At 45.4% G+C, this 12,548-nt stretch carries 9 protein-coding genes; 7 read left to right on the top strand and 2 right to left on the bottom strand.

The window, feature by feature from the left end:
- Positions 1 to 6: 6 nt before the first annotated feature.
- Together nusA and infB are read left to right on the top strand one after the other, a co-directional pair.
- On the top strand, positions 7 to 1,242 hold the full coding sequence (gene nusA / locus E7Z59_RS01390; RefSeq protein ID WP_136334503.1) for a transcription termination factor NusA: 1,236 nt from the start codon (positions 7 to 9) through the stop codon (positions 1,240 to 1,242).
- Positions 1,243 to 1,281: 39 nt separating this feature from the next.
- Entirely contained in the window at positions 1,282 to 4,113 is a 2,832-nt protein-coding gene (gene infB / locus E7Z59_RS01385) for a translation initiation factor IF-2 (protein WP_136334502.1), read from the top strand.
- 359 nt (positions 4,114 to 4,472) lie between these two features.
- Here the strand turns inward: infB and E7Z59_RS15195 are convergent, their stop codons facing one another.
- Both E7Z59_RS15195 and E7Z59_RS01380 read right to left on the bottom strand, forming a co-directional pair.
- On the bottom strand, positions 4,473 to 4,616 hold the full coding sequence (locus E7Z59_RS15195; protein ID WP_168731217.1) for a hypothetical protein: 144 nt from the start codon (positions 4,614 to 4,616) through the stop codon (positions 4,473 to 4,475).
- 148 nt (positions 4,617 to 4,764) lie between these two features.
- Positions 4,765 to 5,172, bottom strand: a complete 408-nt coding sequence (locus E7Z59_RS01380) for an SPOR domain-containing protein (protein WP_136334501.1) — start codon at positions 5,170 to 5,172, stop codon at positions 4,765 to 4,767.
- 212 nt (positions 5,173 to 5,384) lie between these two features.
- Here E7Z59_RS01380 and E7Z59_RS01375 point away from each other — a divergent pair, with 212 nt between their 5' ends.
- From E7Z59_RS01375 to E7Z59_RS01355, 5 genes are all read left to right on the top strand, one after another.
- A complete protein-coding gene (locus tag E7Z59_RS01375; protein ID WP_136334500.1) occupies positions 5,385 to 6,665 on the top strand; it encodes a c-type cytochrome in 1,281 nt (426 codons plus the stop codon).
- A 120-nt stretch (positions 6,666 to 6,785) separates the two neighbouring features.
- Positions 6,786 to 9,890: a TAT-variant-translocated molybdopterin oxidoreductase gene (locus E7Z59_RS01370; protein WP_136334499.1), complete on the top strand. Its 3,105-nt coding sequence runs from the start codon at positions 6,786 to 6,788 to the stop codon at positions 9,888 to 9,890.
- Positions 9,891 to 9,925: 35 nt separating this feature from the next.
- Positions 9,926 to 11,413: an NrfD/PsrC family molybdoenzyme membrane anchor subunit gene (gene nrfD / locus E7Z59_RS01365; RefSeq protein WP_136334498.1), complete on the top strand. Its 1,488-nt coding sequence runs from the start codon at positions 9,926 to 9,928 to the stop codon at positions 11,411 to 11,413.
- A 12-nt stretch (positions 11,414 to 11,425) separates the two neighbouring features.
- The gene (locus E7Z59_RS01360; protein ID WP_136334497.1) at positions 11,426 to 11,950 is read left to right on the top strand and encodes a DUF3341 domain-containing protein; all 525 of its coding nucleotides are present in this window, start codon (positions 11,426 to 11,428) and stop codon (positions 11,948 to 11,950) included.
- 9 nt (positions 11,951 to 11,959) lie between these two features.
- A complete protein-coding gene (locus E7Z59_RS01355) occupies positions 11,960 to 12,520 on the top strand; it encodes a c-type cytochrome (RefSeq protein WP_136334496.1) in 561 nt (186 codons plus the stop codon).
- Positions 12,521 to 12,548 lie beyond the last annotated feature (28 nt).

Below are 12,548 nucleotides of genomic sequence, written 5' to 3'. Positions count from 1 at the left end.
ATTACCATGGAAAATCTGGCATTGATCGATTCATTTTCGGAGTTTAAAGATGATAAACTCATTGATCGTGTGACCTTAATGGCTATTTTGGAAGAAGTCTTCCGAAATGCTTTAAAGAAAAAATTCGGTTCTGATGATAACTTCGACATTATTATCAATCCCGACAAGGGTGACCTTGAGATCTGGAGAAACCGGGTGGTTGTTGCAGATGGTGAAGTGGAAGATGACAACCAGGAGATCTCCCTGACCGAGGCCCGAAAGATCGAGCCTGATTTTGAGGTGGGAGAGGATGTGTCTGAAGAGGTGAAACTGATCGACCTTGGCCGCAGATCCATTTTAGCTTTGAGACAGAATCTTATCTCTAAGATTCACGAACACGATAATACAACCATATATAAGCAGTTTAAAGACCTGATCGGAGAGATCTACACTGCAGAAGTACATCATATTCGTCATAAAGCTGTAATTTTACTAGATGATGAAGGTAATGAGATCATCCTGCCTAAGGAGAAGCAGATACCTTCTGACTTTTTCAGAAAGGGAGAGAATGTAAGAGGGATCATTGAAGGAGTAGAGCTGAAAGGTAATAAGCCGATGATCATCATGTCGAGAACAGCTCCTGAATTCCTTGAAAAACTTTTTGAACAGGAGATTCCTGAAGTATTCGACGGATTGATCACTGTGAAGAAAGTGGTGCGTATTCCCGGAGAAAAGGCAAAGGTGGCTGTTGACTCTTATGACGACCGCATTGATCCGGTAGGCGCCTGTGTAGGTATGAAAGGATCCAGAATTCACGGGATCGTTCGTGAACTGGGGAATGAGAATATCGATGTAATAAATTATACGAATAATCCTCAGTTGTTCATCAGCAGGGCGTTAAGCCCCGCTCGCGTGACCTCTGTATCGCTCAATGACGAGACCATGCATGCCGAGGTAACCCTGAAGCCTGAAGAGGTTTCTAAAGCTATCGGGAAAGGCGGATTTAATATCCGACTTGCCGGGAGACTTACCGGGTACGAGATCGATGTGTTGCGTGAAGGTATGGAAGAAGAGGATGTTGAATTAACGGAATTCTCTGACGAGATAGAACAGTGGGTTATAGACGAATTCAGAAGAATTGGTCTGGATACCGCCAAAAGTGTTCTTGAGCAGGATATCAAAGACCTGGTTAAGAGAACTGATCTTGAGGAGGAAACCATTTCTGAGGTAGTCCGAATTCTGAAAGAGGAATTTGAGGACTAATACTCGCAAACGAAAAAATTAGAGGATAACAAATATTTTATGGCTGAAAACGCAAAATTGAGGCTAAACAAGGTTCTTAGAGAATTCAATATCTCCCTGGACAGGGCGGTAGAGTTTCTTGCATCTAAAGGGATAGAAATAGAAGCAAGACCTACCACCAAGATCTCTGGTGAGGTATATGAAGTACTCCTGCAGGAATTTCAAACAGACAAGAGTAAAAAGGTGGCTTCAAAAGAGGTGGGCGAAGAAAAGCGCAAGGAAAAGGAAGCTATCCGTCAAGAGTTGGAAAAGGAACAGGAGCTGAGACGTCAAAAAGAACAGGAAGTGATCAAGGCACGAGCCAGCCTTAGTGGTCCGAAGACCGTAGGGAAGATCGACCTTGATGGTGGTAAGGAAGAAACTCCTGCCCCACCTGCTGAGAAGCCTGCAGCTGAAACTCCTGTAAAGGAGGAGGCTCCTGAAGTTAAGCCCCAGCCAGAGGAAAAGCCTAAAGAGGAGGTTGCGACTCCTGAAAAAGCTGAGAAGCCTGAAGCTAAGCCTGAAAAGGCTCCTGAAAAGAAGGCCGAACCGGCCAAGCCTGCAGCTCCGAAAGTGGAAGCTGAGAAAAAGGAAGAAAAGCCTGAGGCAGAAGAGAAAAAGGCTAAACCGGCAGGAAAGACCAAAGAGGTGGTTGTTGATGATGAGGTAGTGAAGAGCGAAAAGCTCGAGACCAATTATACCCGTCTCTCAGGTCCGAGTTTTACCGGGAAGAAGATCGACCTTTCTCAGTTCGATAAGCCTAAGAAGAAAAAAGAAGCCGCCAAACCTTCAGATAATAAGGGAGGCGCAGACGATAAAAGAAAACGTCGTAAACGTATCAGTAAGGATACCGGAAAAGGACCAGCTCAAGGAGGTGGACGTCGTTTCCAGAAAGATCAGAAAGGTCGCGGAAGAGGACGTAAGGCCCAGGTAGAAAAGGTAGAGCCTACTGAAGAAGAAGTACAAAAGCAGGTACGTGAAACCCTTGAGAAATTACAGGGTAAAGCCTCTAAATCAAGAGGAGCGAAGTACCGTAGAGAAAAAAGAGATATCCACCGCCAGAAAACCGAAGAGGAAATGGCGCAGGCAGAAGCCGAAAGCAAAGTGCTTAAGGTTACTGAGTTTGTTACCGTAAGTGAGGTGGCAACCCTGATGGATGTGTCGGTAACCCAGGTGATCTCTGCCTGTATGTCTCTGGGAATGATGGTGACCATGAATCAGCGTCTCGATGCCGAAACACTATCTATTATTGCAGAAGAATTTGGTTACCAGGTAGAATTTATAACTGCTGAGATCGAAGAATCTATTCCGGAAGAGGAAGACCTCCCGGAAGATTTGGAGGCCAGAGCGCCTATCGTTACCGTAATGGGTCACGTTGACCACGGTAAGACCTCTTTGCTGGATTATATTCGTGAAGAAAATGTGATCGCCGGTGAGAGCGGTGGTATTACCCAGCACATCGGTGCGTACGGAGTTACTCTGAAAAACGGTCAAAAGATCACCTTCCTGGATACTCCCGGTCACGAAGCCTTTACCGCGATGCGGGCAAGGGGTGCGCAGGTGACTGACCTTGCCATCATTGTGATCGCAGCAGATGATGACGTGATGCCTCAGACCAAAGAGGCGATCTCTCACGCTCAGGCGGCCGGAGTGCCAATTGTTTTCGCTATAAATAAGGTGGATAAGCCTACAGCGAATCCTGATAAAGTAAAAGAAAGCCTTGCCAATATGGATCTTCTGGTAGAAGACTGGGGCGGTAAGATCCAGTCGCACGATATCTCTGCCAAAACCGGTCAGGGAGTTCAGGAATTACTGGAGAAAGTATTGTTAGAAGCTGAGCTTCTTGAATTGAAAGCCAATCCTGATAAACTGGCTAACGGTACCGTAGTAGAAGCCTTCCTTGATAAAGGACGTGGATATGTAGCTACTGTACTGGTACAGGCCGGAACAATGAGGGTAGGTGATTATATGCTAGCCGGAACCCATAGTGGTAAGGTAAAAGCCATGCATGATGAACGTGGAAAGGCTATTGTTGCTGCCGGGCCGTCAACTCCAATCTCTGTATTGGGTCTTGATGGGGCACCTCAGGCCGGTGATAAATTCCACGTATTTGAAGATGAGAAGGAAGCGAAATCAATCGCTGCCAAGCGTACTCAACTGCAAAGAGAGCAGTCTGTAAGAACACAGCGTCATATTACTCTTGATGAGATCGGAAGACGTATTGCTCTTGGCGACTTTAAAGAGCTGAATATTATCCTGAAAGGGGATGTGGATGGATCTGTAGAGGCCTTGACCGACTCGTTCCAGAAACTGAGTACCGAGGAGATTCATATCAATATAATTCATAAGGCTGTTGGTCCGATCACAGAATCTGACGTATTGCTTGCAACTGCTTCAGATGCGATCATTATCGGATTTAATGTGAGACCAATGGGTAATGCGCGATCAATTGCCGATAAGGAAGAGATCGATATCAGAACCTATTCCATCATCTATGATGCGATCAATGATCTGAGGGATGCGATGGAAGGAATGTTGTCTCCTGAAATGAAGGAGGAGATCACCGGTACGGCCGAGATCAGAGAAACCTTCAAGATCTCTAAAGTTGGTACCATTGCAGGTTGTATGGTGACTGATGGTAAGATTTTCAGAAACGCCGGTATTCGTCTTATCCGCGACGGGGTGGTTATCTATACAGGTGAACTGGCCTCTTTGAAGCGATTCAAGGACGATGTGAAGGAAGTTTCCAAGGGATACGACTGCGGTATGCAGGTTAAAGGCTACAACGACATTAAGGAGGGTGATATTATAGAATCCTTCCAGGAAGTAGCTGTTAAGAAGAAGCTCAAGTAAGATTACGAGTGATAAATAAAAAGCCCCGCAATTACGGGGCTTTTTTTGTTGTAAGGTTATACCCCCTTTGTCTTCGCGAGGCCATATAATGGCCGTGGCGATCTCCTGAATCTTGCTCAATGGCTTTTATAGAGCTTCCGAGTAATAAGCCCCCTTCCGCCTGCAGTAATACTGCAGACACCTACCACCGGTGGGGGCAGGATTCTTATTTTTAATAGCATTGAATTGTGATAATTCCCCTCCTTTAGGGAGGGGGTTCCGCGCTTTGCGCGGAGGGGAGGGTTTTTTCATGAAGAGTTGCTTAGAAGTAATAGTCCCAGCCGGAAGGAGGTGTCCAATTCTTTACATCCTATTATTCTTTATATGAATTCCGGGATCTGTAGTGATAGTTTCAGGAGATCGCCGCAACCTGCTTTAGCCAGCGCGCCATCTGGCTCCATCGCTAAAATGGTTCCCCGAACCATTTCTAAACGCTCGGCCCCGCGAAGACAATAAGTTTTCATAATCTCGCATAACCGCATAACCGCATAACCGCATAACCGCATAACCGCATAACCGCATAACCGCATAACCGCATAACCGCATAACCGCATAACCGCATAACCGCATAACCGCATAACTAAAAAAAGCGACCCTCAGGGTCGCTTTTTTCTATCTCGGTTCCAGCAAAAAGGCGCTGGGATGTGTCTTCTTTACTTCCATGAGCCTTCGGTCGGCTTCGAGTCTTGTTCTGAACTTGCCGACTCTGACCTTGTAGTTGGGAAGTTCAAAGCTGATGTCGGCCTTCCAGTCGGGGTATTCTTTTCTGAATTCTTTCAGGGCGTCCTGTGCCCCTTCAAGGGTTCCGTTATACACCTGTATTCTGTAAAGGGTAGCCTCATTGCGTTTAAACATGTCTTTTTGCGCCGCCAGCAGCTGGTCAATTCGGGCGTCCTGAACAATGTTGATATTTCCCTTGGCAACAGGGGTGTTTTTGATTTCCTGTGCATAAGAAAATGCCGTAAAAGTTAAACAGCAAAAAGCGCTGAGGATAATGTCATTTTTCGGTAAAAATCTCATAATGAATGGGGTTTTGTGCAAAAGTAAACCTTATTGTTTTATGGGCCTTCAAAACTAATTTAGAATAATTATAAATTAATAATTAACGCTTCTCTAAGATTTCCCAAATAAAGTCAATGTCGTATTTTTGTGCCTGATTTTGAAATAACGTTTTTTCACGGTTTAACGGTGAAAAAATCGTGCCAATTAAGATAGAAAATTTAGGTTTCAATATGAAAAAGGTGACTCACCGTAATTCTGCTTTGAGAATTTTAGGTATTGGATTTGCGTTAATCTTCTCATTTTCAACTTCCCTTATGGCTCAGGAGGCCGACCCGGCCGCCGGGAAAAGCCTCTTCAATACGTACTGTGCAGCTTGTCATAATCTTGACAGGAACATGACAGGACCTGCTTTGAGAGGTGTTGGTGATAAGTATGAGCAAGAATGGTTGTATGAATGGATCAAAAACAGTCAGGCACTTATCAAGTCCGGAGACGCGCAGGCGGTAGCCATCTGGGAAGAGTACCAGCCGTCAGTAATGACTGCCTTCCCTCAGCTTTCTAACGAAGATATCGACAATATTATTGCGTACACCATGCAGCCGAAAGAAGAGCCTAAGGTTGCTGAAGTTCCTGCCGGAGCTGCGCCTCAAGGTGGAGGCGGAGGTCTCGGTAACGAGGTGATCCTTGCTGCTTTGGCCTTGGTGTTTGGTATGCTCGTGGTAATGTTGTTCCTGGTTAATAAGACCCTTAGAAGAATCGCTGAAGCTAATGGAGTGGAATTTGCTCAGGCTGAAGATGAGAAGAGATTGCCGTTGTGGAAAGCCTTTGCTCAAAACCAGTTCCTGGTATTGGTGACGTCTATCTTTCTGCTTCTTGGAGGTGCTTATTTTGCTTATGGATACCTGATGCAGGTAGGGGTTGATCAAGGGTATATGCCTGTGCAGCCTATTCATTATTCTCACAGAATTCACGCTGGTGAGAATCAGATCGAGTGTAAGTACTGTCACTCTTCTGCGCGTGTTTCCAAACATTCGGGAATACCTTCTTTGAATATCTGTATGAACTGTCATAAGAATATCGTAGAAGTTGCTCCAGAAACTGCAACTGCCGAGTATTCAAAAGAGTTCTACGACGGAGAGATCCAGAAGCTTTACAAGGCTGTGGGGTGGGATATGAATACGCAGTCATATACAGGAGAAACGCAGCCGGTAAAATGGGTGAGAATTCACAACCTTCCAGATTTTGCTTACTTCAATCACTCACAACACGTAACCGTTGCCGGAATTGAGTGTCAGAAATGTCACGGACCGGTAGAGGAGATGGAGGTAATGTATCAGCATGCTCCCTTAACCATGGGTTGGTGTATCAACTGTCACCGAGAGACCAATGTTAAAATGGAAGGAAACGAGTATTACGAAAAGATACACGAGGAATTATCTAAGAAATATGGTGTAGATAAGCTCACAGCTGCTCAGATGGGTGGACTTGAGTGTGGTAAGTGTCACTATTAAAAATATACGGATCCTGCGGTCGGATATCCGGTTGCAGGATTTTTGGAGTTTTGCACTCCGTTATTAATTAAGAATATTTTTCAGCCCGATAAGGGTTATTTAAATCAGTAATATCATAACATGGCATCAAACAAAAAATACTGGAAAAGTGTTGAGGAGCTTAACCCTGACAGCTCTGTTGTAGAAACGCTTAAACAGAATGAGTTTGTTGAAGAGATCCCGGTAGATGAATTTTTAGGGGATAAGGAGTCGTTGGCTTCGTCTTCTACCACAAGAAGGGATTTCCTTAAGTACGTTGGTTTTAGTACAGCTGCAGCTTCTTTGGCTGCGTGTGAAGGACCGGTGAAAAAGTCTATTCCTTATGTAGTGCAGCCCGAAGAGATCGTTCCGGGGGTTGCCAATTACTACGCAACGCATATTGCGGACGGATTTGATTTCGCGTCGGTATTGATCAAAACCCGTGAAGGACGTCCGATCAAGGTAGAGAACAATGAGGAGGCGAAAGCCGGAGCCGGAGCTAATGCCCGTGTTCATGCGTCTGTTTTAGGACTTTATGACAGTAAGCGTGTGCAAGGACCTAAGGCAAATGGTTCTTATATAGAATGGGATGAGCTTGATGCCAAAACTGCGGAGGCTATCAATGCGGCCCAGGCTGCCGGAAAGCAGATCGTGCTGCTGACGCAAACCTTTGCCAGTCCGTCTACCTCTAAACTTATTGAGGAGTTTAAGGCGGCTTACAGCAACACTCGTCATGTAGTATACGATGCCATTTCTGAAGAAGAGGCTGTTAAAGCCTTCCAGGCTAAGTACGGATCACGTGCTATGGCCGATTATGATTTTTCAAAAGCGGAAGTGATCGTTTCCTTTGGTGCTGATTTCCTTGGAGATTGGCAGGGAGGCGGATATGATAGCGGGTACGCTAAAGGACGTGTACCACAGGATGGAAAGATGTCGCGTCACGTACAGTTCGAGTCTAATATGACCCTCAGTGGTGCTAATGCAGATAAGCGTGTTCCTGTGACACCTGCCCAGGCTAAAGTAGCTATGGCTAAGTTTTACGGATACCTGAGTGGTAGTTCTGTAAGCGGTGAGCTGCCTGAATTGGTTGATGCTGCAGTTAAAAATGCTGCCGAACAGGTGAAGAAGGCTGGTGCAAAAGCTGTAGTGGTTACAGGTATTAAAGATGTGAATGCTCAGAGCCTGGCCCTCGAGATCAATGAGATGCTTGGTAGTGAGGCTTTCGATACTGCTCAGCCGAAAATGACCCGTCAGGGTAATGCAGCCCAGGTAGCTTCTCTTGTAGATGATATGGCTGCCGGAAGGGTTGGAGTGTTAATTACCGCCGGAGTAAATCCAGCGTATACGCTTCCAAATGCTGCTGCTTTTGCAGAGGCTATGAAGAGTGTAGATCACAGTGTTGTGTTCTCACAAAAAGAAGATGAAACTGCCGTATTGGCAAATTATATAGCTGCGGCTCCTCACTACCTCGAATCATGGGGTGATGTGGAGATCAAAAAGGGTCACTTTGGACTTATGCAGCCAACCATTCGTCCGTTGTTCAATACCCGTCAGTTCCAGGATTCGCTTCTGAAATGGACCGGGAATTCAATGGACTTCTATGGATATGTAAAAAATAACTGGGAGACTTCTGTTCTAGGTGGCTCTGCATGGAACCAGGCCCTGCATGATGGGGTGTTCATGGCTTCAGAAGAGGTGACTGATGAAGTGGTAGCTGAAGAAGAGAGTGCAGAAGGTGTTGAGGCTGCAGCTGTAGGCGGAGGAATGTCTGCTGCAAGAGCTTTAGCCGGTGCCGCCCAGGAAGGAATGTCATTGGTTTTATATTCTAAAACAGGTATGGGAGACGGTCAGCAGGCCAATAACCCATGGCTGCAGGAATTCCCTGATCCGATTACCCGTGTTTCATGGGATAACTACCTTACCGTTTCTCAGGCCGATGCCAATGAAATGGGACTTGAGAATAGTAATGTTGCCAATGGCGGACTTAACGGAAGCTATGCTAAGGTAACTGTGAACGGGGTTAGTATTGACAGGGTACCTGTGATCATTCAACCCGGACAGGCTAAAGGTACTGTAGGTTTATCATTTGGTTACGGACGTACAGAAAGTCTTAAGACTGAAATGAGAACCGGAGTTAATGCCTTTACACTTTATAATAACTTTAATGATGTGCAGTCGGTTACCGTAGAAAAGGTTGCCGGAGAACACGAATTTGCTTGTGTTCAGCTTCACAATACTTTAATGGGTAGAGGAGATATCGTAAAAGAGACGACTCTTGAGATCTTCAATACCAAAGATGCCAGAGACTGGAATCCTCAACCTCAGGTGTCGCTGAATCACGAAGAAGTTGATGCAGTAAGCGTTGACCTTTGGGATGAATTTGACAGATCTATCGGTCACCACTTTAACCTTTCTATCGATCTGAATGCATGTACCGGATGTGGTGCCTGTGTGATCGCTTGTCATGCGGAGAATAACGTTCCTGTGGTTGGTAAGGCAGAGGTGAGAAAGTCAAGAGATATGCACTGGCTGCGTATTGACCGTTACTATTCATCTGAAGAAACCTTTGAAGGTGATAATCAGACCAAGGATAATATGAGCGGACTTGGTGATTCCCTGAGTACATTCGGAGAGATGGAGCTTGCTTCTGAGAACCCTCAGGTGGCGTTCCAGCCGGTAATGTGTCAGCACTGTAACCATGCGCCTTGTGAGACTGTATGTCCGGTGGCTGCAACCTCCCATGGTCGTCAGGGTCAAAACCATATGGCGTATAACCGTTGTGTAGGTACTCGTTACTGTGCGAACAACTGTCCGTATAAAGTACGTCGCTTTAACTGGTTCCTTTACAATAACAATGACGAGTTTGATTTCTATATGAACGACGATCTTGGTAAGATGGTGTTGAATCCTGATGTTACTGTAAGATCTCGTGGGGTAATGGAGAAGTGTTCTATGTGTATCCAGAAAACCCAGAAGACCATCCTTGACGCAAAACGTGAAGGTAGAGAGATCAAAGACGGTGAATTCCAGACAGCTTGTTCTGCCGCATGTAGCAGTGGAGCCATGGTGTTCGGAGATATCAATGATAAGGAGAGCAAAGTTGCCGAATTGAAGGAGAGTGACCGTATGTACCACTTGTTGGAGCATGTGGGTACAAAACCAAACGTATTCTATCACGTGAAGGTTCGTAACACTCAGGAAGCATAAATAATAAATAACACAAGAAACAATTATATAAGGATATGGCGTCGCATTACGAAGCACCTATACGTAAACCCCTTGTAACCGGGGAGAAGTCTTACCACGATGTATCTGTGGAGGTAGCTGCTCCGGTAGAGGGAAGAGCTAATAAGCAATGGTGGATTGTATTCTCTATTGCATTAGTAGCCTTTCTTTGGGGGCTGGGTTGTATAATTTATACAGTATCAACCGGTATCGGAACCTGGGGACTTAACAAGACTGTTGGATGGGCCTGGGATATTACCAACTTCGTTTGGTGGGTAGGTATCGGTCACGCCGGGACACTGATCTCGGCCGTACTTCTGTTATTCCGTCAGAAATGGAGAATGGCTATTAACCGATCTGCTGAGGCGATGACCATCTTCTCGGTAGTACAGGCCGGACTTTTCCCGATTATTCACATGGGACGTCCATGGCTTGGGTATTGGGTACTTCCTATTCCTAACCAATTCGGATCGCTGTGGGTGAATTTTAACTCTCCACTGTTGTGGGACGTATTTGCGATCTCAACCTATCTTTCGGTATCCCTGGTGTTCTGGTGGACAGGATTGTTACCTGACTTTGCCATGATCCGTGATCGTGCTGTGAGACCATTCCAGAAAAAGATCTACAGCCTGGTAAGTTTTGGTTGGAGCGGACGCGCCAAAGACTGGCAGCGTTTTGAAGAGGTATCTCTGGTACTTGCGGGTCTTGCAACACCACTGGTACTTTCGGTACACACCATTGTATCTTTTGACTTTGCTACTTCGGTAATTCCCGGATGGCACACCACCATCTTCCCTCCTTACTTCGTTGCGGGAGCGATCTTCTCAGGATTTGCCATGGTAAACACCCTTCTGATTATTATGCGTAAGGTGTGTAACCTTGAAGATTATATTACTGTACAACATATTGAATTAATGAATATCGTGATCATGATCACCGGGTCGATCGTAGGTTGTGCCTATATTACCGAGTTGTTCATTGCATGGTATTCAGGAGTAGAGTACGAACAGTACGCCTTCCTTAACAGGGCTACAGGACCTTACTGGTGGGCTTACTGGAGTATGATGACCTGTAACGTGTTCTCACCACAGTTCATGTGGTTCAAGAAACTGCGTACCAGTATCATGTTCTCGTTCTTTATCTCTATCGTCGTGAACATCGGAATGTGGTTTGAGCGTTTTGTGATCATCGTTACATCGCTGCACAGAGACTACCTACCATCTTCATGGACCATGTTCTCACCTACTTTTGTAGACATCGGGATCTTTGTTGGAACCATCGGATTCTTCTTTGTGTTGTTCCTGCTTTATGCCCGTACCTTCCCTGTGATCGCACAGGCAGAGGTGAAAACCATTCTGAAATCTTCAGGAGAGCGTTACAAGAGCATCAGAGAGTCTGGTAAGAGCTTAAGCGGTACCGGAGCTGATAAAAGAACTGCCGTTTATGCGGTAACGGTTATTGACGATACCAAAAAAGATGATGTGGCCGGTGAGGCTGAAAATTAAATAAGATATTCTATGGCTTCTAAAGTTATTCAAGCACTGTACAATGATGACGACGTATTGATGTCTGCGGTTAAACGCGTCAAGGCTGAACGTCACCACATCGAAGAAATATACACTCCGTTTCCGGTCCATGGTCTGGATAAGGCTATGGGGCTGGCGCCAACCAGAATTGCTATCACCTCATTCCTTTACGGGTGTGTTGGGCTTACCGTAGCGATCACCATGATGAACTTTATCATGATCGAAGACTGGCCACAGAATATCGGAGGGAAACCAAGTTTCAGCTACCTGGAGAATATGCCTGCATTTGTGCCAATTATGTTCGAATTAACGGTATTCTTCGCTGCCCACCTTATGGTAATTACCTTTTACCTGAGAAGTAAAATGTGGCCATTTAAGGAGGCTGAGAACCCGGATGTAAGAACCACCGATGATCACTTTTTGATGGAAGTGGCCTTGCATGATAATGAAGAAGAATTAAAAGCACTCCTGGCTGATACCGGAGCCGTGGAACTAAAAATTACTGAAAAGCATTAATTAGTCGTAATGAAAGTAATAAGCAAAATAGCAATTGTTTTAAGTGCGGTAGTTTTGGCCTCTTGTCAGAACAAATCCCAGCCTAACTATCAATTCATGCCCAATATGTACGAGTCTGTAGGTTATGAGACCTACCAGGAAACAGGGGCTTTCAGAAATGGTAAAGAAGGGCAATTGCCGGCAGAAGGAAGTATTCCCAGAGGGTTTGAAGTATACGAATACGAAAACACCCTTGAAGATTACGCTCTTGCGAAGGCTAACCTTAAAAGTCCGCTGGATTCACTCAGCAAAGAAGATAACCTGAAAACCGGGAAAGAACTTTACAATATCTATTGTGCAGTATGTCACGGTACAAAAGGTAACGGACAAGGGATCCTGGTTGAGAGAGAAAAGATTCTTGGGGTACCAAGTTATGATGATGCCGGAAGGGCCATTACAGTAGGTAGTGTATACCACGTGATCCATTACGGTCTGAACTCTATGGGGTCTTATGCCAATCAGCTGAATCAAAAGGAACGCTGGCAGGTGGCAGAGTATGTAATGCAGCTTAAACAAGACTTAGAAAAATAATAGCAACTATCAATAAGAAGATTCAGGA

It is taken from the genome of Robertkochia marina (genome assembly GCF_004799345.1).
GTDB lineage: Bacteria > Bacteroidota > Bacteroidia > Flavobacteriales > Flavobacteriaceae > Robertkochia > Robertkochia marina.
The sequence above is the reverse complement of the archived record's forward strand: the minus strand, read 5'-3'. Positions and strand labels throughout refer to the sequence as shown.

Bases quoted from the DNA above. Each gene is read 5' to 3' on its own strand.
- E7Z59_RS01375 (WP_136334500.1), top strand. From the start codon at position 5,385: ATGAAAAAGGTGACTCACCGTAATTCTGCTTTGAGAATTTTAGGTATT.
- nusA (WP_136334503.1), top strand. From the start codon at position 7: ATGGAAAATCTGGCATTGATCGATTCATTTTCGGAGTTTAAAGATGAT.
- E7Z59_RS15195 (WP_168731217.1), bottom strand. From the start codon at position 4,616: ATGAAAACTTATTGTCTTCGCGGGGCCGAGCGTTTAGAAATGGTTCGG.
- E7Z59_RS01370 (WP_136334499.1), top strand. From the start codon at position 6,786: ATGGCATCAAACAAAAAATACTGGAAAAGTGTTGAGGAGCTTAACCCT.
- E7Z59_RS01355 (WP_136334496.1), top strand. From the start codon at position 11,960: ATGAAAGTAATAAGCAAAATAGCAATTGTTTTAAGTGCGGTAGTTTTG.
- infB (WP_136334502.1), top strand. From the start codon at position 1,282: ATGGCTGAAAACGCAAAATTGAGGCTAAACAAGGTTCTTAGAGAATTC.
- E7Z59_RS01360 (WP_136334497.1), top strand. From the start codon at position 11,426: ATGGCTTCTAAAGTTATTCAAGCACTGTACAATGATGACGACGTATTG.
- nrfD (WP_136334498.1), top strand. From the start codon at position 9,926: ATGGCGTCGCATTACGAAGCACCTATACGTAAACCCCTTGTAACCGGG.
- E7Z59_RS01380 (WP_136334501.1), bottom strand. From the start codon at position 5,172: ATGAGATTTTTACCGAAAAATGACATTATCCTCAGCGCTTTTTGCTGT.